Origin of the sequence: Zhenhengia sp. (assembly GCF_046966505.1) — a bacterium.
GTDB lineage: Bacteria > Bacillota > Clostridia > Lachnospirales > Cellulosilyticaceae > Zhenhengia > Zhenhengia yiwuensis.
In genome coordinates this window covers 111870-136038 of sequence record NZ_JBKVCH010000001.1, presented here as the reverse complement: position 1 = coordinate 136038, position 24169 = coordinate 111870, and the positions used below count along the sequence as shown (strand labels likewise).

The 24169-nt window shown below is 34.3% G+C and carries 23 protein-coding genes, 1 other RNA gene and 1 pseudogene; 20 read left to right on the top strand and 5 right to left on the bottom strand.

Annotated elements, in window-relative coordinates; genetic code table 11:
• The first annotated feature begins 22 nt into the window (after nt 1-22).
• From rpoD to rnpB, 5 genes are all read left to right on the top strand, one after another.
• On the top strand, nt 23-1102 hold the full coding sequence (rpoD, locus tag ACLTBU_RS00670) for an RNA polymerase sigma factor RpoD (RefSeq protein WP_330597699.1): 1080 nt from the start codon (nt 23-25) through the stop codon (nt 1100-1102).
• A gap of 64 nt (nt 1103-1166) precedes the next feature.
• On the top strand, nt 1167-1859 hold the full coding sequence (locus ACLTBU_RS00665) for a tRNA (adenine(22)-N(1))-methyltransferase (RefSeq protein ID WP_177669804.1): 693 nt from the start codon (nt 1167-1169) through the stop codon (nt 1857-1859).
• The gene (locus ACLTBU_RS00660) at nt 1847-2944 is read left to right on the top strand and encodes a Nif3-like dinuclear metal center hexameric protein (RefSeq protein ID WP_249333207.1); all 1098 of its coding nucleotides are present in this window, start codon (nt 1847-1849) and stop codon (nt 2942-2944) included. Before ACLTBU_RS00665 ends, ACLTBU_RS00660 begins: the two co-directional genes overlap by 13 nt.
• A 24-nt stretch (nt 2945-2968) precedes the next feature.
• A complete protein-coding gene (locus tag ACLTBU_RS00655; RefSeq protein WP_249333208.1) occupies nt 2969-4627 on the top strand; it encodes a nucleoside kinase in 1659 nt (552 codons plus the stop codon).
• 40 nt (nt 4628-4667) lie between these two features.
• Nucleotides 4668-5021, top strand: an RNA gene (gene rnpB, locus ACLTBU_RS00650) — RNase P RNA component class A.
• 126 nt (nt 5022-5147) lie between these two features.
• Here rnpB and ACLTBU_RS00645 read toward each other — a convergent pair.
• Nucleotides 5148-5240, bottom strand: a pseudogene (locus ACLTBU_RS00645) (hypothetical protein); the annotation flags it as partial.
• Between the two features lie 857 nt (nt 5241-6097).
• A complete protein-coding gene (locus ACLTBU_RS00640) occupies nt 6098-6415 on the bottom strand; it encodes a hypothetical protein (protein ID WP_177669809.1) in 318 nt (105 codons plus the stop codon).
• A gap of 522 nt (nt 6416-6937) precedes the next feature.
• Here ACLTBU_RS00640 and ACLTBU_RS00635 point away from each other — a divergent pair.
• Together ACLTBU_RS00635 and ACLTBU_RS00630 are read left to right on the top strand one after the other, a co-directional pair.
• On the top strand, nt 6938-7294 hold the full coding sequence (locus ACLTBU_RS00635; RefSeq protein ID WP_177669811.1) for a hypothetical protein: 357 nt from the start codon (nt 6938-6940) through the stop codon (nt 7292-7294).
• 324 nt (nt 7295-7618) lie between these two features.
• Nucleotides 7619-8005, top strand: coding sequence for a hypothetical protein (locus tag ACLTBU_RS00630; RefSeq protein WP_412217079.1), 387 nt, complete (start codon nt 7619-7621; stop codon nt 8003-8005).
• A 436-nt stretch (nt 8006-8441) separates the two neighbouring features.
• On the opposite strand, the gene ACLTBU_RS00625 is transcribed toward ACLTBU_RS00630, so the two are convergent.
• The gene (locus ACLTBU_RS00625) at nt 8442-9566 is read right to left on the bottom strand and encodes a mechanosensitive ion channel family protein (RefSeq protein WP_177669815.1); all 1125 of its coding nucleotides are present in this window, start codon (nt 9564-9566) and stop codon (nt 8442-8444) included.
• A 180-nt stretch (nt 9567-9746) separates the two neighbouring features.
• Here ACLTBU_RS00625 and ACLTBU_RS00620 point away from each other — a divergent pair, with 180 nt between their 5' ends.
• The 3 genes from ACLTBU_RS00620 to ACLTBU_RS00610 are packed head-to-tail and all read left to right on the top strand — an operon-like array spanning nt 9747 to nt 11417.
• Complete coding sequence (locus ACLTBU_RS00620) at nt 9747-10040, top strand: hypothetical protein (protein WP_249333139.1); 294 nt, start codon at nt 9747-9749, stop codon at nt 10038-10040.
• Nucleotides 10041-10051: 11 nt separating this feature from the next.
• Complete coding sequence (locus ACLTBU_RS00615) at nt 10052-10966, top strand: hypothetical protein (protein ID WP_249333140.1); 915 nt, start codon at nt 10052-10054, stop codon at nt 10964-10966.
• 1 nt (nt 10967) lies between these two features.
• Nucleotides 10968-11417, top strand: coding sequence for a GerW family sporulation protein (locus ACLTBU_RS00610; protein WP_412217077.1), 450 nt, complete (start codon nt 10968-10970; stop codon nt 11415-11417).
• A gap of 64 nt (nt 11418-11481) precedes the next feature.
• Here ACLTBU_RS00610 and ychF read toward each other — a convergent pair whose 3' ends face one another.
• Both ychF and ACLTBU_RS00600 read right to left on the bottom strand, forming a co-directional pair.
• On the bottom strand, nt 11482-12576 hold the full coding sequence (gene ychF, locus ACLTBU_RS00605; RefSeq protein ID WP_177669823.1) for a redox-regulated ATPase YchF: 1095 nt from the start codon (nt 12574-12576) through the stop codon (nt 11482-11484).
• 127 nt (nt 12577-12703) lie between these two features.
• Nucleotides 12704-12880, bottom strand: a complete 177-nt coding sequence (locus tag ACLTBU_RS00600; RefSeq protein ID WP_177669825.1) for a hypothetical protein — start codon at nt 12878-12880, stop codon at nt 12704-12706.
• Between the two features lie 133 nt (nt 12881-13013).
• On the opposite strand from ACLTBU_RS00600, the gene lgt reads away from it, so the two are divergent.
• The 10 genes from lgt to mraY all read left to right on the top strand — a co-directional run bounded on the left by lgt (nt 13014) and on the right by mraY (nt 24158).
• A complete protein-coding gene (gene lgt / locus ACLTBU_RS00595; RefSeq protein WP_177669827.1) occupies nt 13014-13883 on the top strand; it encodes a prolipoprotein diacylglyceryl transferase in 870 nt (289 codons plus the stop codon).
• Nucleotides 13884-13963: 80 nt separating this feature from the next.
• Nucleotides 13964-14125, top strand: a complete 162-nt coding sequence (locus ACLTBU_RS00590) for an aspartyl-phosphate phosphatase Spo0E family protein (RefSeq protein ID WP_177669829.1) — start codon at nt 13964-13966, stop codon at nt 14123-14125.
• 133 nt (nt 14126-14258) lie between these two features.
• On the top strand, nt 14259-14687 hold the full coding sequence (gene mraZ / locus ACLTBU_RS00585) for a division/cell wall cluster transcriptional repressor MraZ (RefSeq protein WP_177669831.1): 429 nt from the start codon (nt 14259-14261) through the stop codon (nt 14685-14687).
• A 12-nt stretch (nt 14688-14699) separates the two neighbouring features.
• Complete coding sequence (rsmH, locus tag ACLTBU_RS00580) at nt 14700-15635, top strand: 16S rRNA (cytosine(1402)-N(4))-methyltransferase RsmH (RefSeq protein ID WP_177669833.1); 936 nt, start codon at nt 14700-14702, stop codon at nt 15633-15635.
• A 33-nt stretch (nt 15636-15668) separates the two neighbouring features.
• A complete protein-coding gene (locus ACLTBU_RS00575) occupies nt 15669-16112 on the top strand; it encodes a hypothetical protein (RefSeq protein WP_177669835.1) in 444 nt (147 codons plus the stop codon).
• A gap of 11 nt (nt 16113-16123) precedes the next feature.
• A complete protein-coding gene (locus ACLTBU_RS00570; protein ID WP_412217074.1) occupies nt 16124-18277 on the top strand; it encodes a penicillin-binding transpeptidase domain-containing protein in 2154 nt (717 codons plus the stop codon).
• 71 nt (nt 18278-18348) lie between these two features.
• A complete protein-coding gene (locus ACLTBU_RS00565; protein ID WP_412217340.1) occupies nt 18349-20298 on the top strand; it encodes a penicillin-binding transpeptidase domain-containing protein in 1950 nt (649 codons plus the stop codon).
• A gap of 74 nt (nt 20299-20372) precedes the next feature.
• Nucleotides 20373-21824 (top strand): UDP-N-acetylmuramoyl-L-alanyl-D-glutamate--2,6-diaminopimelate ligase, encoded by a 1452-nt coding sequence (locus ACLTBU_RS00560; RefSeq protein ID WP_177669838.1) that lies wholly within the window; start codon nt 20373-20375, stop codon nt 21822-21824.
• Nucleotides 21824-23215 (top strand): UDP-N-acetylmuramoyl-tripeptide--D-alanyl-D-alanine ligase, encoded by a 1392-nt coding sequence (locus tag ACLTBU_RS00555; protein WP_412217072.1) that lies wholly within the window; start codon nt 21824-21826, stop codon nt 23213-23215. The genes ACLTBU_RS00560 and ACLTBU_RS00555 overlap by 1 nt, the downstream gene beginning before the upstream one ends.
• Entirely contained in the window at nt 23205-24158 is a 954-nt protein-coding gene (gene mraY / locus ACLTBU_RS00550; RefSeq protein ID WP_177669842.1) for a phospho-N-acetylmuramoyl-pentapeptide-transferase, read from the top strand. The genes ACLTBU_RS00555 and mraY overlap by 11 nt, the downstream gene beginning before the upstream one ends.
• The last annotated feature ends 11 nt before the right edge of the window (nt 24159-24169 follow it).

Sequence of the window (24169 nt, the reverse complement as noted above, 5' to 3'; positions counted from 1 at the left end):
ACAGGAGAAAGGATGAATTATGGTGAAAGAGGAATTAACAAAGGGAAAATTAGCTTTTAGATCGAGACTTGAACAACTTCTAATGTTAGCTAAAGATAAAAAAGGAGTTCTTGAACAAAGTGATATTTCAGATGCTTTTGCAGATTTAGAGTTAGATCAAGTAAAAATTGAACAAATCTATGACTATTTAGAAGCACAGAATATTGATGTCATAGGAAGTTTAAGTGATATAGACGAGGAAGAAGAAATAGACTTCACCTTGCCAGAAGGTATTAATATTGATGATCCTGTTCGTATGTATTTAAAAGAAATTGGTAAAGTTCCTCTTTTATCCGCAGAAGAAGAAATTGAATTTGCTCAGAGAATGGAAGAAGGTGATGAAGAGGCTAAGAAAAGGTTGGCAGAAGCTAATCTTAGATTAGTAGTAAGCATCGCGAAAAGATATGTAGGGCGTGGTATGCTTTTCTTAGATTTAATTCAGGAGGGGAATCTAGGTCTTATAAAAGCTGTAGAGAAGTTTGATTATCGTAAAGGATATAAGTTTAGTACATATGCCACATGGTGGATCAGACAAGCTATTACACGTGCTATTGCTGACCAAGCACGTACAATTCGTATTCCAGTGCATATGGTAGAGACGATTAACAGACTGATGCGAGTATCGAGACAACTTCTTCAAGAATTAGGACGAGACCCTGTACCGGAAGAAATTGCTAAAGCTATGGAAATGCCAGTAAGTAAGGTAAGAGAAATTATGAAAATTTCTCAAGAGCCTGTTTCACTAGAAACACCTATAGGTGAAGAAGAAGATAGTCATTTAGGTGACTTTATACCGGATGATGATGTACCTGTACCAGCAGAGGCGGCAGCTTTTACCTTGCTTAAGGAACAGCTTATAGAAGTACTTGATACACTTACAGAACGTGAGCAAAAAGTGTTAAGATTAAGATTTGGATTAGATGATGGAAGAGCACGTACACTTGAAGAAGTAGGTAAAGAATTCAATGTAACGAGAGAACGTATTAGACAAATTGAAGCTAAGGCCTTACGCAAACTCAGACATCCAAGTCGTAGTAAAAAATTAAAAGATTACTTAGAATAGGAGTTGAAAGTTCAACTTCTATTTTGTATTATGACATAATAATGAATGACAAAGAGGTGTTAATGTGCAATTATCAAAAAGACTTGGTGCAATCGCAAACCTTGTGCCGAATAATATGAGAATAGCTGATATAGGAACGGACCATGGGTATATTCCTATCTATCTTAGATTACAAAATCAAGTATCTTACTGTATAGCAAGTGATATTAATAAAGGACCACTTGAAAGTGCAAAACGTAATATGGCTAAATATCAGGTAACAGGTATAGAAACCAGACAAGGAGGAGGTCTTAGTACGCTTTGTAAAGAAGATCAGATAGATGTGGTAATTATAGCAGGTATGGGTGGATACCTTATACATGATATTCTAGAAAATGATTTAGAACTTGTAAAGGGGATGAAAAAAATTATCCTTCAACCTCAGAATAATTTAACAGAAATTAGAAAATATATACATGAGATTGGATTTAAAATAGAACAAGAGACATTCCTTGAAGAAGATGGCAAGTATTATACAATCATTGTTGCAGTACCAGGCGTAGAAAAATATGAAAAAGAATGTGAGTATGTATATGGTAAATATTTACTTGAACATGCTAGTGAACTTTATAAGTCATGGCTTAATTATAAAGGAGCCGGCTATAAAAAAATTATAGAGCAGCTAAAGGATACCCAGACAGAACAAATTAAAGAGCGTATAGCACAACTTGAAAAAGAATATGCTTTATATAGGGAGGCTATTACATGTATACAATAAAACAAGTAGTAGAGGCCCTAAATGCTTTTGCACCACCACATCTTGCAGAATCTTGGGATAGTATAGGGCTTATGGTGGGTTCTAAAAAAGCACCTGTTCAAAAAGTACTTTGTGCACTGGATTTAAATTTAGAAGTTATTGATGAAGCTATAAATATAGGTGCCCAACTTATTGTGACACACCATCCTTTATTTTTTAAGCCCATAAACAGTATTGATTATGATACACCAATGGGGCAGATACTTTATAAACTTATTAAACATGACCTTGCAGTTTTTTCAATGCATACCAATTTTGATGTAGCCACAGGAGGTATTAATGATTACTTAGCGCATCAAATAGGGCTTAAAGCTATTAAACCTTTACAGATTACATCATCTTATAAATTACAAAAGCTAGTGGTCTATGTACCACAATCACATTATGAAGCAGTACGTCAAGCTATAGTAAAGTGTAATAAAGCTACAATAGGGAATTATATAGGATGTACATTCGGAGCAGAAGGTATTGGAACTTTTATGCCTTTAGAGGGAAGCAATCCTTATTTAGGTAAAACGAATCAACTTGAGGCAGTTAAAGAAATTAAGCTTGAATGTATGGTTGAGCCAAGTCAGGTACAAGAGCTTATGGACATTATTAAGCGTGTTCATCCTTATGAAGAGGTTGCCTATGATCTTTATAATTTAGAGAATATAGAGCATTATGAAGGGATTGGACGTGTAGGAATGTGTGATCCTATAAAAGTAAGTGATTTTATAAGTAAGCTTAAACAGGTTTTCGGGATTCCTTATGTACGACTTGTAGCTAAGGAGGATAAAATGATTTCTAAAGTAGCGCTCTGTTCAGGTAGTGGTGGTTCTTTTATAGGTATAGCAGCTACTCAGGCAGACCTTTATATTACGGGGGATGTTTCCTTTCATCAGGCGCAAGAGGCCTTAAGTAAAGGGCTTGTTGTAGTAGATGTAGGGCACTATGCTTCAGAAAATATCGCTATGCCTATTATTGAGAGTTATTTAAGTAAACAGTTTAAAAATATGAAAATAGTATGTTCCAATGTAGATGGTGAGACATTTCAAACTTTATAAGCTTAATTAAAGGGGGTAGAACCTATGAGTGAGCAAGTAAGTGTAAATTTAAAAGATGGTAAGGTAGTACAGGTTTTAAAAGGTACTACATTTATGCAACTTATTGAACAGTTACAGGTAAAGCATACATCACCTATAGTCTGTGCAAGAGTTGGTAATGTACTTAGGGAACTCTGTAGTACTATAGAGGAGCCTCTAGAAGAGGTAAGTTTTGTAGATCTTACAGAGAAGGATGGTATGCGTATTTATCAGCGTACATCTACCTTTTTGTTAATTGTAGCGGTGCAAAAATGCTTTCCAAGTACAACCGTACTGGTTAATCACCACATAGCTGGAGGATATTTTTGTGAATTTGACAAACATCTTGAATGTACATCAGAGCATTTACAGGTTATTGAAGATTATATGCATAGTTTAGTGGAGAAGGAACTTTCTATTCAGAAGTCTACTTTATCCGTAGATGAAGCGCTTAGACAGTTTAAAGCGTTAGATATGCCGGATAAAGAAGCGCTCTTTAAATATAGACGTACCTCTACAGTGAATTTGTATGAGTTAGATGGTATTAAAAATTATTTTTATGGATATATGATGCCTAATACAAAAGAAGTACGCTTGTTCAAACTCATTCCTTATGCACATGGATTTATTTTGTTATTCCCAAATGAACAAAATCCAGTTGAACTTGCTCATTTTGTTCCACAACCTAAGCTTTCTCATGTTTTTAAAGAGTCTGAGAACTGGGCACGTATTTTAGATGTCGATATTGTGGCCTCTTTAAATAACCTTATTACAGAAGGTAAATTGCCAGATCTTATACGTGTTTCAGAAGCTTTACATGAGAAGAAAATAGCCCAGATTGCAGATAGTATTTCCAAGCACTCTAAGGTGAGGCTTGTACTCATTGCAGGACCATCTTCTTCAGGGAAAACAACTTTTGCACAAAGGCTATGCATACAGCTTAGAGTAAATGGTTTAAAACCTCACGTGATTTCAATTGATGACTATTTTGTTGACCGTGAGAATACCCCGAGAGATGAGTATGGAGAGTATGATTTTGAAGCCTTAGAAGCTATAGATATTAAACTTTTTAATGAACATATGGCAAGGCTCATTGCAGGTGAAACTGTAGAGATTCCTCGTTTTAATTTTAAGACAGGGAAAAGAGAGTACAAAGGGCATACTATTACATTAGAAGAGGAAGATGTGTTAGTTATAGAGGGGATTCACGGCTTAAATGAAAAATTAAGTTATGCTATACCAAAAGAAAATAAATTTAAAGTTTATGTGAGCTGTTTGACTCAGCTTAATGTAGATTATCATAATCGTATTCCAACAACAGATACAAGGCTTATTCGTCGTATGGTAAGAGATTATCAGTATAGAGGATTAAGTGCCGAGCAGACGCTTGCTCAGTGGGCTTCTGTAAGAAGGGGAGAAAATAAAAATATTTTCCCATTCCAAGAAGAAGCAGATGTAATGTTTAATACTGTTTTACTATATGAACTGGCAGTTCTTAAAAATAAAGCTGAACCACTTTTGTTTGGTATTGATAGAAGGTCTCCTTACTATAGTGAAGCTAAAAGGCTACTGAAATTCTTAGAATATTTCCTTGCGGCAGGTACGGAAGGTATACCTTATAATTCTATTATACGTGAATTTGTAGGAGGTAGTTGCTTCCACTAGTTGACATCTGTAAAAGTTTATGGTAAAGTAATGAGGTTGTTAAGTAAGTCAGATGGTCGCGTCTGCAAGTACCGAAAGGTCGCAGATGAGGAACGTCCGGGCTCCACAGAGCAAAGGTGCTGGGTAACCCCCAGTGGAGGCGACTCTAAGGAAAGTGCAACAGAAATAAACCACCTATTGCATGCAATAGGAAAGGGTGGAAAGGTGAGGTAAGAGCTCACCGTTTCTAGGGTGACCTAGAAAGCCATGTAAACCCCACCTGGAGCAAGACCGGATAAAGACATATGTGGCTGCTCGTCACGTCTTAGGTAGGTTGCTAGAGCCTTATAGGTAACTATAGGTCGAGATAGATGACTATCAAATACAGAACCCGGCGTATAGACTTGGTTAACAGCTTTATAAAGGTAATAATCCCAATGGTTTGAGTGAATCAGCCATTGGGATTTTCTGCGATTTACAGTAAATTTACTGTAAATAAATTTTCTAAACTATTTACAGCATCCTTCTTACTGTCATCGGTTCAATGTACATATGTTGATAATGTAATATTGACATCAGCATGTCCAAGTAATTCAGATACAGTTTTAATGTTAACATCATTTTCAATAAGCCTAGTTGCGTATGTATAACATCAAGCATGAAAGTTTTTATAGGGGATACAGGCTTTCTTACATAATGCTGTTTGAATGCGGAGGATATTTTCTGACATCATACGATAGGCCAGTAGATGAAGGGAATACATACTTAGAAGAAGAGTTTTGTTGATGTGCAACTAAAGGGGGCTTTAAGTTATTAGAGATGGGGATGGTACGATTACTATGCTTTCACTTATACCATTAGTATTATATTTGGCTGTACGTCTATAGGATTCGTAGACTAAGATTGTATCATTATCAAAATTTATGTTATCTCATTTTAGAGCGAAAAATTCTTTAAGGAGCATACCAGTAGAAAGAACTATCTTAAAAATAGCTCGTATCTAGTTGGAGGCAATACATTAATAAATTATTATTAATAGCAAAATCAAAAGCCTGTTTTAACAAATAGCTCATTATACTTTATCCACTAGCAGAACTATCTGTATTATTAAAGAAATCTTGTACATGGATTGGTTTTTACTTGTGAAATTATTATTTTCCCCAAAGTAGAAGGTATGATATGTTTATTATATAAATTCATGTAGTAGTCAAATGTTCCATCAGAAACAGATCTATGAGTATTGTTAAAAAGATGCTATATAACCAAGAACAAACAGTCTCTTTAGTTTTCTCTAATTCAACATCATAGCTATTAAGATCTTTGAGATAAGCTTCCATTTTGTATGAATAGTAGTTATACCTTAAGGATTAACAAGCTAGAAGCACAAATAGAGTTTAACCACAGAACATTACAAAAAGCTATCAAAAGATTGTTTTATTTTTTACTTTTAGAAAGAACATATGTTTGTGCTAGATGGGAAAGAAAACAGCCCTAGGATCTAGGGCTGTTAAAGGTAGGGATGGTTACTTTTTTGAAATATTTAAGGTCTAATTCATGTTCACCAACAGACGACTTGATAATGGATATTTCAGTTCGAATATCACGTAGTTGACTAGAGATAGCTTGAGAAACGTCATCTGAAATAACATGAGAAATATCTTTAGCTAATTCATTCAACTTTTTATCAACATTAGAGAAACCGTTATCTACTTTAAGTTCTAATGACTGAATATTATTGTGTACATTTTTTATATCTGTACGAAGTGATGTAAGTTCTTGTAAAACTTGTTGTAATAATTCATTTTCCACTATATCAACTCCTTTGAAGGTAGTTTAACATTTTTAGTAAAAAAAATAAAGCCCTATTATTTAAGGTTTTGAGATAGTTCAAAAGCTATTATAGCATTAACTAATCGTTTGACTAAAATTATCCTATTATATCCATGCTATCTATAAAGAAGTGAGTATAATGAGATTACTATTCATAGGAATGCAAAATTTTTTTAGTGGATGTGGCTGAATGGTCCTACTAATTTTATGGGGCTATTCAGGAGATTAAAGTAAATAGAAAAAGAGAATGCACAGAGGTAGGGAGATGCAGCATTTATAGTTTAAATAATAAACTTAATAAGTAAGGTTCAATCTTTAGGAGGATTGGAGCCTTTTTTCACCTTAAGTTCTAATTCAAGACCTTTGATACCTCTTTCAAATGGTAAGCTGTATCATAAATGAGTGAATTTTTGTAACTCTATATGATTATTTGAATTCTACTTTCGATATAGTATACTAGAGGAGTACAAAGGATTAGGAGGTTAAAGGAGATGGTACGAAATGGATGATAAGGAATATATGAGACAGCTAGAAGAGAGAATAGTAGCTTTAGAGAATAGGCTTAATAATATTAGGATTGGAACTAATGGGCACATTATCATGACTCAATGTTCTGTTCATAATCTAGAGACAAACCACGATTGTGATATCAAGTTAGAAAATTGTCCGATTGGTGATATTCAAACAGGGAGAGATTGTGACATAAAGATAGAAGGTTGTTCAGTAGAAACAGTTATCAACTGTGATATTGATGAAGGGGAAGAATGTATTGAAGAATTAGAGGAGTGTTTAGAGGAGTTAAAAGAAAATACGGAAGAACTCACATCTAAAATAGACGAAGTAGAAGATAAAAAGTGATTCGAACAGAAATATGGAAGAGATAATGAATCATTTTAATAGGTGCATTATTAATTTTAAAAATAGATATTTTAATAAAAATGTCATTTGGGCTAGGGCTTGGATTCTAGCCTTATTTTTTATATTCTAAGGTACTCTTTAAACATAAAAATTAAAGCCAGTGGAGTAGATAAATGCCATATTTATAATTAAATATCTAAATAGGAAGGCTCTAAAACTTATCTAATGTAGAAGTGTTTTATTGACACAAATAAGAATGTTAGGATGTAGTATATAGCAGAGACCTCTACAAAATAAAAGAACCAATATTAAGGGACCAATAAAATGAGTGACTGCGGAAACTGGAGAAATGATATTTATGAAGATGATGCATTAGATTTTGATGATTTTAGCTACTCTGATGATTTTAACCGTGGGAGAATAGATGGAAGAACATTTCAAACAGAGCCATTTGAAGATACAAGAATAATACGTGAATTTGCTGCGCCAAGAACTTATATGGACTATGTATGGTATGAAGTCAAATATGTTGGACCATTCCGTACTGGAGCAGTGGTAGGAGAACCATCACAGGCAGATTTAGCACGAAACGAAAGAATAGCTGAAAGGGTATCAAATAACAATTATCGAAATGAAGAGAGTCGCAGGAATAGATGTACGTGCCAACGTAGAAATAGATGTTGCTGTGACTGCTGTAGAAGATGCAGATAAGGATTAGGTTAGCGATGAAAATACTGAATGCTTAATTCCTATTTTAAAAGAAATAAAGCTAGGAGTTTTCCTAGCTTTGGTTAAAGTGAGCTGCTCATTATCAATAATTGTACCACTTTGGATAACGTTATTAAGGAGCTGTAAACTAGATAAAATAATATTAAGAGTTGTTCTTAAAATAATAAAAAACAATCTGTATTGTTCCACTTTGCTTAGTAGCGTTAGTGAATAAAATATCCTTTTTTACTTTTGAATTGTAAAGATGCCCGATTGATAACAAATAGGGCGTTATCAAGATAGTTCAAACATTCTTCTTAGGTAATCCCTTTACTATACAAAATTACCTATTTTAAATCATGTGATAAAACTCGAAGTAGCTAATCTAGTATGGTTTAGAGCCAAATAAAAGGCACACTTATATAGGTGTGCCTTTTATTTAAGGTTGCATTTTGATGGTTTGCGTTGGGAACGCCATCTCTACATGAAGTTGGCTTGCTAAATCCATAATTTTTAAGTTAATAACTTCTTTAAGAGCTGTATAATCTTTTAAACCAGTTTGGAAAGTATAGTACATAATTTCAATGTTTAATGAATAATCGCCGAAATCTTTAAAGTAAACGAGATAAGTATTTTTTTCGATTTCCTCCATTTGCTCTAGAGTTTCTTTGATTTGAGTAATAAAGTTTTCAAGTTGTTCTTTGGAAGTATCATAGGTAACACCTAGTGTAAATTTTGCACGTCTTTTAGGCATAGTGGACCAGTTGAGAATGTTGTCATTAGATAAAGTCGCATTAGGTACGATGACAAGTCCTTGCTCAAAAGTACGAATACGTGTACTTCTAAAACTCACATCTTCTATAATCCCCTCAATAGAACCACATTCAATCCAATCACCGATTGTAAAAGGCCTATCAATCATAAGTACGACGCCACTCATAATATTGGTAAGAGTATCTTTGGCTACAAAAGTGAAGGCAACCCCTCCTAAACCTACACCGGTGAAAATACCCGCAATATTAATATCAAATTGGACAATGATTAAAGCACTGCCAATGATAATAATCATAAGCTTAATAATACGTGAGGTAAAACGAATCAGAAGGCTATGATCCAATAAGGTAAATTTGGAGCCAATATTAACAAGAATTTGTTCATAAATATCTACACAATTATAAGCACCCCATGTAAGAAGTAGGATAAAGCATACTGTATAGCCTAGATTTACAAAGGAGTAAGGAATAAGAGCAAGGTTGATCACGAGATTTTCATTAATAATGAGTTCACTTTGTTTAAAGTGTGGATAGTATACAAAAGGAGAAATTAAAAGTCCCACGTATAATCCTGTTAAAATCCACCAATAATCTAAAGGTTTAGAAAGTGCAGTGGTAAGTTCATCTAAAAAGTTAGGAATTTTATTACTAAAGTGTCCAAAAAACTTTAGTGTAGCCTTACGTAATGTTTTGCTGAGGATAATAAAAAAGATAAAAGTAAAAAGTGCAAGTCCCAGTTGGATATAGAAACGATAGCCGGCTGAAACTTTAAGTAAATCTGATAAGTTCATAAAATATGTCCTTTCTGGGATAATTATATTGATTTTGGATACAACTTATAGAAGTAAGCCGATAATGTGAGGACTAGGATGTAGTCAAAAGATAAGTGAGTATGCTATAATATTTTCTATAATATGCTAAAAAGTATACGTAAACCCATTAGCTACCTTTTAAAATTAAGGAGAATAGAAATGAAAACCTCTAAATATTTAAAAATAGATCAGAATTTACATCATAGCAAATGGCACTATGTACGTATTCGAAAAAATAGAGGTCCCAAAGATCTTTATGTACTTTGTACATGTCCTCATTCTCAAAATCTATTTGAAATTATAACGTGTGATCAGCTGACATGCAAGCATGAAGAAAGTTATGCATTAGGGTTGAGTAAGGATAAAACCTGGCTAATTGACTATGTTGTAGAACTTATTGACGGGATTTATAATACTAAAACCTTAACTTATGAAATGCTTGAAGCCAAATAAAGAGGTGTATAATGACTATATTATGGCTGATACTAAAGATAATATTAATACTGCTAGGCATTCTCATTGGAGTAGCTTTTTGCCTATTGTTAGTACTTCTTTTTGTACCTCTTGAATATAGACTAAGAGCCGAGAAGTATGAGATAATAGCTTACTCTATGCAGTTTAAAATATTTCATCTTATAAGTATTGTATATGATTGTAAAACAAATAATAGTATTAAGATTCGGTTTTGTAGAAGAACTATTAAAGAAATATCTTTTGAAGAAGCTAAAGAGCAGGTAGAAGAAAAATTAGAGAAGACACAAAAAGTTGTTACGAAGGAAACACAGGAAGAAGTAGAAGCTATTACTAAAAATAAAAGAGGACAGCAACAGCCTAAATCCACTCGGGCAACTCATACAGATGAAAGTAAAAAGATTCAAGTGAGTTCTTCTGTGGAAAAATTAGAGAGCAGAACTCAAGGTAAAAGTGAACAGGTTAGAAGGCATGAAGAAAAACACACAGCTTCTAAAAAGCAGAATAAAGCATCAAATCATTCACGTACTGAAATAAACTGGATAGAGACCATTAAATTTATCTGGGAAGATGAAAATCGTGGTCCTTTTATTCGTTTTTGCAAAGCCTTACTCAAAGACTTATGGCATGCTATACGTCCTAAAGGAATAAGTTTTAATCTTATTTTTGGGTTGGATGATCCTGCTGAAACAGGCATGTGGCTTGCAAAACTTATGGCATTATATCCTTTTTATGCACCGTATGGTAATGTTGTAGGAGATTTTGAAAAAGCTACATTTAAAGGTGATATAAAGTTATTTGGTAAAACGAACCTCTATAAATTTATTAAACCTCTTATTATATTTGTGACACATAAAGAAGTAAGAAATTATATTAAATTACTAATGAAAATAGGAAAGGATGAGTAATATGGAATCAAAACTCAACAATAATTTAGAAGTTCTATTAGGTCAGCTTGAAAATTTTATTAATACGAAAACAGTAGTAGGAGAGCCTATACATATAGGTGATACAATCTTAGTCCCTCTTGTAGATGTGAGTTTTGGAGTGGCTGCTGGATCTGCTGCGACTTCTAAGTTGCAAGAACGTAATAAAGATAAAGAAAAGAATATAGATGGCAATTCAGATAAGGGAGCAGGTGGTTTAGGCGCTAGAATCACACCAAGTGCTATGCTTGTTATTCAAAATGGGACAACACAGCTTATTAGTACAAAGGGTCAAGATAGCTTAAATAAATTAATTGATATGGTACCAGGTCTTATCTCTAATTTACCAGATGTAATTGCTAAGTTTACTCATAAAGAAGAGACAGTAGGAGCAGAAGAAGATTATCATCAGATGAGAAATAAGAACTCATAAAGTTAATAAATGAATAAAAGCACCCTATTATTTAAGGGTGCTTTTATTTTGTGGAGTAAAGTTGTTATACGTTAAATCTGAATAAAATAATATCGCCGTCTTTGACAACGTATTCTTTACCTTCAAGGCGTACAAGACCTTTTTCACGTGCAGCATTGTATGAACCACATGCTACTAGATCATTAAAGTTAACGATTTCAGCACGAATAAATCCGCGTTCAAAGTCAGAGTGAATTTTACCAGCGGCACCAGGTGCTTTTGTGCCTTCTGTAATTGTCCAAGCACGTACTTCTTTAGGTCCTGCAGTTAAGTAACTGATTAAACCAAGAAGTTTGTAGCTTGCTGCGATAAGTAAGTCGAAACCTGTATTATGGATACCTAAGTCTTCTAAGAAAACTGCTTTTTCTTCTTCATCAAGATCAGCAAGTTCTTGCTCGATTTGAGCACAGATAACGAATGTTTCAGAACCTTCTTCGGCTGAGAAAGCTCTTACACGTTTTACGTAGTCATTGTCTTCACCAGATACAAGATCATCTTCAGATACGTTTGCTGCGTAGAGAACTGGTTTAGCACTAATAAGACCAAGTGTTTGGATTAAAGCATCTTGTTCTTCGCTTTCACCAAGAAGCATACGTGCTGGTTTACCAGACTCAAGTGTTTCGTAAATTTTTTCTAAAACAACAACTTCAGCTGCAAGTGCTTTATCATTTTTAGCTGTTTTTTTAGTTTTGGCAATACGACGCTCAAGAACTTCCATATCAGAAAAAATAAGCTCTAAGTTAATTGTTTCGATATCACGAAGTGGATCAACGGTTTTGTCAACGTGAATAATATTGTCATTTTCAAAGCATCTTACAACTTGAACGATAGCATCTACTTCACGAATATGAGATAAGAATTGATTACCAAGCCCTTCTCCTTTACTTGCACCTTTAATAAGACCTGCAATATCTACAAACTCAACAGCAGCAGGTAAGATTTTTTCTGATTGATACATTTCCTTTAAAACGTCTAATCTTTTATCAGGCACAGCAACAACCCCAACGTTTGGTTCAATTGTACAGAATGGGTAGTTTGCAGATTCAGCTCCAGCTTTGGTTAAGGCATTAAATAACGTACTTTTACCTACGTTTGGTAATCCTACAATCCCTAGTTTCATTTATTTCATCCTTTCTATTATGACACATATGTGCGTTACACTAATTTTAAATTATATAGGATATGTAGGATGGTTGCAATGGCGATTATAAGAAAAAAACTGCAAGAATCTGCAGTTTTTGGCGAAATTAATGATTTTTTCCTATTAAATAGCCTAAGCTTATGCTAATTATAAGAGAAAGAATATATACACATAGCCCTAAAAAGGTGAGTTGCTGTAAGCTTGATTGAGTAAGTACGCATTCTTCTTGTTCAAGTTCTTTATTACGTTCTGCAACACGATAATGGCGTTTAGATGTACTCATGTAGATCCCTCCTAATAAAATGAAAATACATTCTTTATATAGTATAGGATAAAATACGAAAAATATGCAGCTCATCTGTTTACACCACCTGGATTAAGGAATATAATTTAAAATAAAACAAAGGAGGAACTTTATGCCAAACATTTATTTTCCACATTTGAATTTATCTTTCCATATAGAACCTATTGCTTTTGAAATTTTTGGTATTCCTATTTACTGGTATGGTATTATTCTAACTAGTGGTATTCTACTAGGTTTACTTATTGCTATGTATATTGGTAAAAAGGAAGGCATGTCTACAGATGATATCTTCGACTTTTTACTTTATGACATTGTTTTTGCTATCCTTGGTGCTAGAGCCTATTTTGTTGCTTTTAACTGGGATTATTATAGTGAAAATCTTTCACAAATTTTTAATCTAAGACAAGGTGGTATTGCTATTTATGGTGCTATTATTGCATCGCTCATTGTAGCTATTTTCTATACACGTAGACGTAAAATTAATTTATGGCAGTTTGGAGATGTTGCAGCCTATGGACTTTTAGTAGGGCAAGCTATAGGACGTTATGGCAATTTTGTGAACAAAGAAGCCTTCGGAGATTATACAAATAATCTATTTGCTATGCAAATTGTAAGAGCAGAAGCTTCTACACCTGTTACACAAAATATGTTAGATCATAGTATTATGCGTAATGGTATTGAGTTCATACAGGTACATCCAACTTTCTTTTATGAATCTTGTTGGAACATTGTACTACTTGTCTTACTTCTTATTTATAGGAAGTATAAAAAATATTCAGGAGAGATTTTTTTCCTTTATATAGCTGGATATGGTATAGGGAGATTTTGGATAGAAGGACTTAGAACAGATCAACTTGTTGTACCAGGAATTAATATTGCAGCTTCACAGATTGTAGCAGTATTTTCAATTATTGCTGGAATTATTGGTTTTATATGGTGTCGAAAATCTAATCCAAAAGCTATTAAATTCAAAAAAATGTAAATTTGTGTTGATTTCTTCCAAATATTATACTATAATAAAAATATAGAGAGAAAAGTAGTATATATAGTGGAGGGATTGATATGAATACAACAACCAAGAGGCGTATTGTAGATTTACAAATACGTCTAAATAGTCTTGTAGAAAACAGCAACGACTACACGGATCATATGCGAGAATTATACACTATAAGCACAGAACTAGATGAATTAATTGTACAATATTATAAAGAATATAGCGCTTAAAACTAGTACAGCAATGTACTAGTTTTTTTTCTTTTACTCAATTTTTACTTGAAAAGTCTGCCATAAAGCAATAGAATAGAAGAAAGTGGTTAAAAGTGGTTTGAAGTGGGGTAAAAAGGGGGAGAAGTGGAGCATGTTCATTGGTGAATACCAGCATAGCCTAGATGAAAAAAGCCGGGTTATTGTACCAGCTAAGTATCGTGAGCAACTTGGAGCATGCTTTGTTCTGACAAAGGGTTTAGATGGCTGTTTGTTTATTTACCCACAAGATGAATGGATAAGCTTTGAACAAAAACTTAAAGAGCTACCTTTAACTAATATAAATGCCCGTAAATTTGTACGTTTTTTCTTAGCGGGGGCTGTAGAATGTACACCTGATAAGCAGGGAAGAATTCTTATTCCAAGTCATTTGAAAGTATATTCCAGTATAGAAAAAGACATAGTATTTATAGGGATGGGTAACAGAGTAGAAGTATGGAGCAGCAATAAGTGGGATGCCTATAATGAAGATGCTTTTGATGCAAATGCTTTAGCGGAACAAATGGAATCATTAGGAATATAGAGGTGAATGATTATGGAATTTAAACACGTATCAGTATTATTAGAAGAATGTATAGAAGGTTTAGCCATTAAGCCAGATGGAACTTATGCAGATGGCACATTAGGTGGAGCTGGACATGCAAAGGAAGTATGTAAAAGGCTTTCTAAAAAAGGACACTTTATAGGCATTGATCAAGATACAAATGCACTTAAAGTATCTAAAGAAAGGCTAGCAGAAGTTGCACCTGAAGTAACACTTGTGCATAATAACTTTTCTAATGTAGGAGAAATTTTAAAAGAATATGCAGCAGAAGGTGTAGATGGTATGCTCATTGACCTTGGGGTGTCTTCGCATCAGTTAGATGAACCTTCTAGAGGATTTTCTTATATGCATGATGCACCACTGGATATGCGTATGAATCAGGAAGCAACTTTTTCTGCTTATGATGTAGTCAATGAGTATAGCGAAGAAGAACTTTTTAGGGTAATTAAATCTTATGGGGAAGAAAAGTGGGCAAAACGTATTGCAACTTTTATTGTGGAATCTCGTGCTACAAAGCCTGTTGAAACAACATATGAACTTGTAGAAATTATTAAAAGCGCCATTCCTTATAAAGCAAGAAAAGAAGGTCCACATCCAGCTAAAAGAACTTTCCAGGCTATTCGCATAGAAGTAAATAAGGAACTTGATATTATTAGACCTACTATTTTAGATGCGGTGCCTTATCTTAAAAAAGGTGGAAGACTTTGCATTATTACATTCCATTCTATAGAGGACCGTATTGTTAAACACACATTTAGAGAGTTGGAAGATCCATGTACATGTCCAAAAAATATTCCAGTATGTGTATGTGGGAATAGACCACAGGTAAAAGTAGTAACAAGAAAACCTATATTACCATCTAAAGAAGAACTAGAATTTAACCCTCGCGCAAGAAGTGCAAAATTAAGAATTATAGAAAAGATATAAAAATAACGTAAATGTTGTTCAGGAGGGAAAGAGATGGCCGACCATTCATACAAAAGATATGATTATCAATACGGCAGTGAAGCACCTAAATATCCATATATGCCATATGGTGTTCCAAATGAAAAGCCTGATTTTACACCACTTAAGAGACCTAAACCAAAGAAACGATCAAAAGAAGATATTATCTTTGGTTTAAAAATGACAACTTGTGGCTTACTTTTATTTGCGGGTGCTTTTTCATTTGTACATGTTACATCTAACTTAGCAATTAAACAAAGAGAATTAAAGCTTATTAATGCAGAAATTAGGGAAACACAAAGTACGATCAATAGCGTCAGGGCAACCATTGCAACCAACCTGAACTTAGAACATATTCAAACTGTCGCTGAAGAAAAACTTAATATGTCAGAACCATTGCCACATCAGGTTGTGTATATTACAACAGCGCAGGAGAGTTATACACGTTATAATGAATAAGAGGTATGGTTATGGCGACGAAAAAGAAGAAAAAAGTCAAATCAATAGAACCTATGAAACGTTTAAACAATCGTATTCAGGTAGTAAAGTTTTTAATGTTCATTTGTATTGTTACCTTAGTGGGACGTATAGGATATTTCAAATTCGTTAAAGGTGAAGAATTTGAAAAAGAAGTACGTACGCGTATGATGAGTACAGAGCGTGAAGTAGAAGCTTTAAGAGGGACGATTGTAGATCGTAATAACAAAACAGTTGCAGCAAGCACCCTTTCTTATCATATTATTCTAGATCCTAAAATTCTTTTAGAAGAGGTAAAGGAAGGGCCTAGACAAAAAACTTATCAGGTTTTAGCTGAGTATTCAGGTAAAACTGTAGAAGAAATTGCAGCTTTAGTAAATAATCATAAAGACTCTCATTATAAAATCTTCATGAAAGATATTAGTGCAGAGGATATGACTAAGCTAAAAGAGCAAAAGATCCAAGGGGTATACTTTGAGGAAAGCTTTATACGGAATTATCCTAAAGGAAGTTTAGCAGCTCAAGCTATTGGGTTTTATAATAAAACAGAGGGGCAGTATGGGGTAGAGCAGGCTTATAACAAGTATTTACTTGGTAAGACCGGTCGTATTTTCTCAAGAATGCAACAATCTAGTATTGTGACTACAGAAGTAGCAGCTGCTCAAAATGGTCATACAGTTGTATTGACGATAGATGAAGTCATTCAACAGTATGTAGAACAGACAATGAACAAATATGTCAAGGAACTAAGTCCACTTAATGCAGCTGCACTTGTCATGAATCCTAAAACTGGTGAAATTTATGCCATGTATTCTTATCCTTATTATGATCCGAATCACTATACAGATTTATCTGAACAAATGGGAAAAGAAAAATGGGATAGTTTAAAGAGTGAGGATCAGGCTCTAGCGCTTAATAGAGCATGGAAAAACTTTAACACACAGAATCCTTATGAACCTGGGTCTACCTTTAAACCGCTATTAGTAGCAGCAGGTCTTGAAGAAGGTTATATTAACCCAGATACACTCTATAATTGTACAGGTTCTAATAAAGTAGGACCAGAGACGATTAAGTGCTGGAAACGAGGTGGACATGGCATACAGACACTAGAACAGGCTTTAGCGAATTCTTGTAACTCTGCTATGATTGAGATCAGTAAAAATATTCCAGATGAAGTTTTCTATGATTACTTTATTAGATTTGGATTTAATGATATTACACAGATTGACTTACCTGGAGAAGCAACAGGTATGATTCATGAACTTAATAAGTTAGGACCTGTCCAAAAGGCAACAAGTTCAATGGGACAGTCGTTTACTATTACACCTATTCAACTTATTACTGCTTTTTCTTCTTTAATTAATGGAGGAAATCTTATGCAGCCTTACATAGTATCCAGTGTAGTTAACTATCAGAATAACATTATCATGCAAAATACACCTCAGATTAAGAGGCAGATCTTCTCAGAAGAAGTGGCTTCTCAGGTTTCTGAATATATGGAAGCTGTAGTGAGTTATGGTACAGGTACACCGGCAGCTGTAGCAGGTTATACAGTGGGAGGGAAAACAGGTACAGCTGAAAAACTTCCACGTGGGCAAGATAAACATATTCTTTCTTTTATGGGGTATGCGCCATTAGAAGACCCACAAGTTATAGCACTTATTCTCTTTGATGAGATTCCAGAAGATACGAAGGCGCAAAGTTTGGCTTTTAAAGAAATTATGGAAAATGTACTTCCTTATTTAGGAATTGAGCCAACAGGAGATAATGACGCCCCTGTTGTTAATATGGCAGTTGTACCAAGTGTTACTGGACTAGATGTAACAGATGGTATAACAAGACTAGAAACAGAACACCTTAACTATGAAGTAATTGGTGTAGGAAATAAAATTATAAATCAATATCCTACAGCGGGTACTAAACTTCCTTATGAAAATACAGTTAAAATTTATTTAGAGGCAGAAAATCCTGAAAACATTGTACAAGTACCTAATCTTATAGGGTTATCCTTAGAAGATGCTAAAAAAGCCACATCAGGTTTATTTACTTTAGAAGGATATACGGATGAAAAAATTAATCATCAAATCCCTAAAGCAGGTACTAAAATAGAAAAAGGGCATAAAATATTTGTACAAACCGTACAATAATGTGAATAAAGCCTCCCTTTTAAAAATACATTTAGTTAAGACGTATTTTTAAAAGGGAGGTTTTTGCTGTGATGAAAAAACAAGTACCTACAGCAATCAAAAAGCGTATAGTCTTTGTAAGTGCTATGTTTGCAGTGATGACAATAGTCATGATTATACGATTAGGTTATGTTCAGATTGTTATGGGAAGTTTCTTGCAAGGGAAAGCACTTGAACAACATACTAGAGATAGGCTTATATCACCAACTAGAGGAACAATTTATGATCGAAATGGAGAGGTTATTGCAAAGAGTGCTTCTGTATCTACTATAGGTGTTGTACATGCTCAGGTAACAGAACCTGCTATGATATCTAAAATCTTAGCAGAAAAGCTAGAAATGAGTTATGAAGATGTCTATAAGAAGGTAACTAAGCGCGTAGCATTTGAACGTATTAAAACTAAAGTAGATAAAGAAGTGGCAGATGAGATTCGTAATATGAACTTGCCAGGCGTAAAAGTAGATGAGGATTCTAAAAGGTATTATCCTTATAACGAGTTGGCAGCTCAGGTTATAGGTTTTGTAGGAAAAGATAATCAAGGTATTGTAGGTCTTGAAGTGCAGTATGATTCCTACTTAAAAGGGACACCAGGTAAGATTTTGATGGAGACCAATGGTAGAGGAGAAAGAAGAACAGAGGAAGCAGAAGTAAGAATAGATCCCCAAAATGGTAGCCATTTGGTGACTACTTTAGATGTGACTTTGCAGCAATATGCACAGCAGGCTATTGATAAGATTGTAGAAGAAAAACAGGCTAGTAGAGGAACGATTATTTTAATGAATCCTCAGAATGGTGAAATCTATGCTATGGCTAATGCACCTACTTTTAATCTAAATGAGCCATTTACTATTAATAATCCAGAACTTGAAGCAGCTTGGCATACTTTTACGAATAAGGAGCAGCAAGACTATTTGAACCAGATGTGGCGTAACTTTACTATTAATGATACTTATGAACCAGGATCTACTTTTAAAGTATTTACTTCTGCTATGGGACTTGAAAGTGGTGTGATTACACCTGAAAGTGAGTTTAATTGTGGAGGATCACGTGTTGTAGCAGGACGTACCATTAAGTGCTGGAGAAGTCCAAGAAGTCACGGACATCAAACTTTTGTGCAAGGCGTTCAAAACTCCTGTAACCCTGTTTTTATGGATGTAGCAGAACGATTAGGGGCTAAACAGTTTTATGATTATATGATTAAATTTAAGTTTAACAGCAAAACTGGTATTGACCTTCCAGGTGAAGCAACAGGTATTTTGCATGCAGAAAAAAATATAGGGCCGGTAGAGCTAGCGACTATGTCTTTTGGACAGTCTTTCCAGATTACACCGATTCAACTTTTGACTTCTGCATCGGCTATGATTAATGGGGGGCATGTCATCACACCCCATCTTGGGAAAGAAATTGTAGATGACAACGGGGAAAGTCTACAAGTTTTTGAATACCCTCAAGGTGAACAGCTTATATCTACTAAGACAAGTGAGCAGCTCAAAACAATACTAGAGAGTGTTGTAAGTGAGGGAACAGGTAGTAAAACATACATACCGGGATATCGCATTGGAGGTAAAACTGCAACCTCTCAAAAACTTCCTAGAGGTTCCGGAAAATATATTGCTTCTTTTATGGCCTTTGCACCGGCTGAAAATCCACAAGTTATAGGATTAGTACTTATTGATGAACCAAAGGGGACTTATTATGGGGGGACTGTAGCAGGTCCTGTTATGAAAGAAATTATGTGTAATACACTTCCTTATCTAGGAATTGAGCCTGTTTACACAGAAAAAGAAAAAGAACTTGAAGAGGTACAGACAATTATTGTGCCAGACTTTAATACTTTATCTATTAAAGAGGCAAAAAACTTGGCCCATGAGAATGGTGTAACCGTTGAGATTAAGGGTGAAGGAAACAGTGTAGTCAGACAATTTCCAATAGCTAAAGAGATTATTAATAAAAATAGTAAAATTATCCTCTATACTGAGTAACTTCTCTTTTTTATCCTCTAAAGACGTGATATAATAACTAAGATATTTGTTAAATAAGTACTTGGGAGGTTGTTATGAAACTCATAACGTTGCTAAAAGATATAAACTACGACTTGATTTGTGGTGAAATTAATCAAGAGGTAGATTCTATTATATATGACTCACGTGTGAAAACGGTAAATGGTCTTTTTATTGCCATTAAAGGATTTACAGTAGATGGCCATAAATATATTAAAGCTGCCATAGAAAATGGTGCAAAAACAGTTGTTGTAGAAGACCCGGTTACAATAGAAGAAGAGGGGATTACAGTAATACGCGTAAATAATACACGTATTGTCATGGCGAATCTTGCAACAAACTTCTATAATCATCCTTCTTTAAAACTGGATTTAATAGGGATAACAGGAACAAATGGTAAAACAAGTATTACCTTTTTGTTAGGACAGATTTTAGAAGCGTATAAGCAAAAAATAGGAATTATTGGAACGATTGAGAATCGTATTGGCACAACTATTTTAAAATCTCAGCACACAACACCTGAATCAGCAGATTTACAAAAACTTCTTCATACTATGTGCGAAGAAGAGGTAAGCCATTGTCTTATGGAAGTTTCTTCACATGCACTTGAATTACACCGTGTAGATGGATGTGATTTTAAAATAGGTATTTTCACAAACTTAACACAAGATCATTTAGACTTTCACAAAACAATGGATAATTATGCAAAAGCAAAGGCTAAACTCTTTAAACTCTGCCAAATCGGTATTATCAATCATGATAGCCCTTATGCACATATTATGAAAGAAGATGCTACTTGCAAGGTCATGACTTATGGTATTGATACACCTTCAGATTATAGAGCTTCAGATATTCATATTACAGCTCAAGGTGTAACTTATATACTTACAACACCAGAAGAAAAGTATCAAGTGGAAGTACCTATTCCGGGCAAGTTTACAGTATACAATACGTTAGCAGTTATTTGTGCAGCTAAACAATTAGGCTTGCCTATGGACCATATCCTTCATGCTTTGAAAAATGTGAAGGGTGTACCTGGACGTGTACAGTCTTTTATTTCAACAAAAGGTTATAGCGTTTTAGTAGATTATGCACATACACCAGATGGGCTTGAAAATGTACTTGAAACAATCAAGCAGTTTGCTAAAGGACGTATTATCACAGTATTTGGTTGTGGTGGTGACAGAGATAATACTAAACGACCGATTATGGGTGAAGTAGCAGCAATGTATTCAGATGAAGTCATTATTACATCAGATAATCCTAGAAGTGAAGATCCTCTTGTTATCTTAGATCAAGTAGAAGTAGGAGTTAAAAGACATGTGGTGGATTATGTGAAGATGGAAGATCGTAAAGAGGCTATTATGCATGCACTTTCCCGTGCAAATAAAGATGATGTAGTACTTATTGCAGGAAAAGGTCATGAGAACTATCAAATTCTTAAAGATCGCATTATCCATTTCGATGATTCGGAGATTGTAAGAGATTTTATACAGGGGGAACAGTAATGAAACTTGTATTACAAGATATTATTGCAGCTATAGGGGGACGATGTTTAAATCCCCCTTCTAGTGGGCATAACTTAATTACATCTATTGAGATAGATTCTAGAAAAGTAGGGCCTAACACTTTATTTGTCCCTCTTATAGGAGAACGTTTTAACGCACATGATTTTATTCCGGATGTAGCAGCAAAAGGGGCACTTGCTACTTTGACAGAAGAAACAACCATTAGAGATGAAAATATTATTCATATTTTTGTAGCAAGTACACAAAAAGCTTTGTTAGATTTAGCAGCTTACTACCGTAGTCTTTTTCAGATTCCAGTTGTTGCAGTAACAGGCAGTGTAGGAAAAACTTCTACAAAAGATATGATTGCAGCAGTTTTAAGTGCCAAGTTTAATGTATTAAAGACGCAAGGAAATTTTAATAATGAAATAGGCTTACCACTTACTTTGTTTGGTCTTGATGAAGGGCATGAAGTAGCAGTTATTGAAATGGGTATGAATCATTTTAATGAAATTCATAGATTAAGTGTTACAGCAGCTCCGAACATGGGTGTTATTACGAATGTAGGAACATCTCATATTGAGAACTTAGGTAGCCAAGAAGGAATCTTAAAAGCTAAGTTAGAGATTTTAGATGGTCTTCAAAAAGGTGCACCTTTATTTGTTAATGGAGATGATAAGCTGTTAAAAGCAGTGACATCTAGCGAACACCCAATCATTACTTATGGTGAATTAGAAACAAATGATTATTATTGTACAAATGTCTATTCTGAAGGGCATATGACATATGCTACAATTATAACACCAAAAGATACTTATCCTATTGCAATTCCTGCATTAGGAATACACATGGTTTATAACAGTCTAGTTGCTATTGCCATTGCAGATCAACTAGGCTTATCAAAACAAGATATTTTAGATGGACTTATGGCATATATACCAAGTAAGATGCGTATGAATATAACACAAACAAAACAAGGACTAACCGTTATGGATGATACCTATAATGCAAGCCCTGACTCTATGAAGGCTGCATTAAAGGTCTTAGCAGACTATAAAGCACCAGGTAGAAAGGTAGCTATACTTGGAGATATGTTTGAAATGGGTGATTTTGCTCCAAGTCTACACGAAGAAGTAGGTAGATACGCAGCTATGCAAAAAATAGATGTATTGTATGCTGTAGGAGATCTTGCAGAGCATATCGCTAAAGGCGCAAAACAATGTGAAGATAAAAATTTAGAGGTAAGTTACTATAAAGATAAACAAACTTTTATCACTGATCTTGCACAGATTCTTCATGAAAATGATACAGTTTTGCTCAAAGCATCAAGGGGTATGCAATTTGAAGAAATTGTTAAGGCAATAGGAAAGGTGAATGATAATGAAAAATGAGGCATTTTATGCAGTACTTATTGCATTTTGTTTAAATATTGTAATGAGTCCAATCGTTATTCCATTTTTAAGACGACTTAAATTTGGTCAAAATGTAAGAGATGATGGACCAAGTTCACATCTTAAAAAATCAGGAACTCCTACAATGGGTGGTATTATTATTTTAGCAAGTATGACATTAACAAGCTTAATTTTTATGCCAGGAAATAAGTCTTTGCAGACTATTTTATTTGTTACTCTGGGATTTGGGTTAATTGGATTTTTAGATGATTATATTAAAATTGTTAAAAAACGTTCATTAGGACTTACACCGATGCAAAAGATTATCGGGCAACTTATTGTGACTTTAATTTTTGCTTACTTACTTTATGCTTATGTAGGCGTAGATACAAGTATTATTCTACCATTTACAGATGGGAAAGTATTTGATATTGGTCTATTCTATTGGCCATTATTAATCATTGGAGTCATTGCTACAGTAAATGCAGTAAATTTAACAGATGGATTAGATGGGCTAGCATCTAGTGTTACAGTACTTGTTGCAACTTTTTTTGCAGCAGTAGCTTTTATGGGAATGAGTGAAGTTGTACCTATTGCATCAGCAGCGGTAGGTAGTTTGCTAGGATTTTTACTCTTTAATACGTATCCAGCTAAAGTTTTTATGGGTGATACAGGTTCTTTAGCACTAGGTGGTTTTGTAGTTGCTACAGCATTTGTCATGAAGATGCCACTTTTTATTCCTATTGTGGGTCTGATTTATGTTATTGAAAACTTATCTGTTATTATTCAGGTTGCTTATTTTAAAAGAACGAAAAAACGTATCTTTAAAATGGCACCTATTCATCATCACTTTGAATTAAGTGGCTGGCCAGAAACAAAAGTTGTGACAGTGTTCTCAATTGTTACAGCTATGCTTTGTCTCATTGGTTTAATAGCATTATAGGGGGATATAAA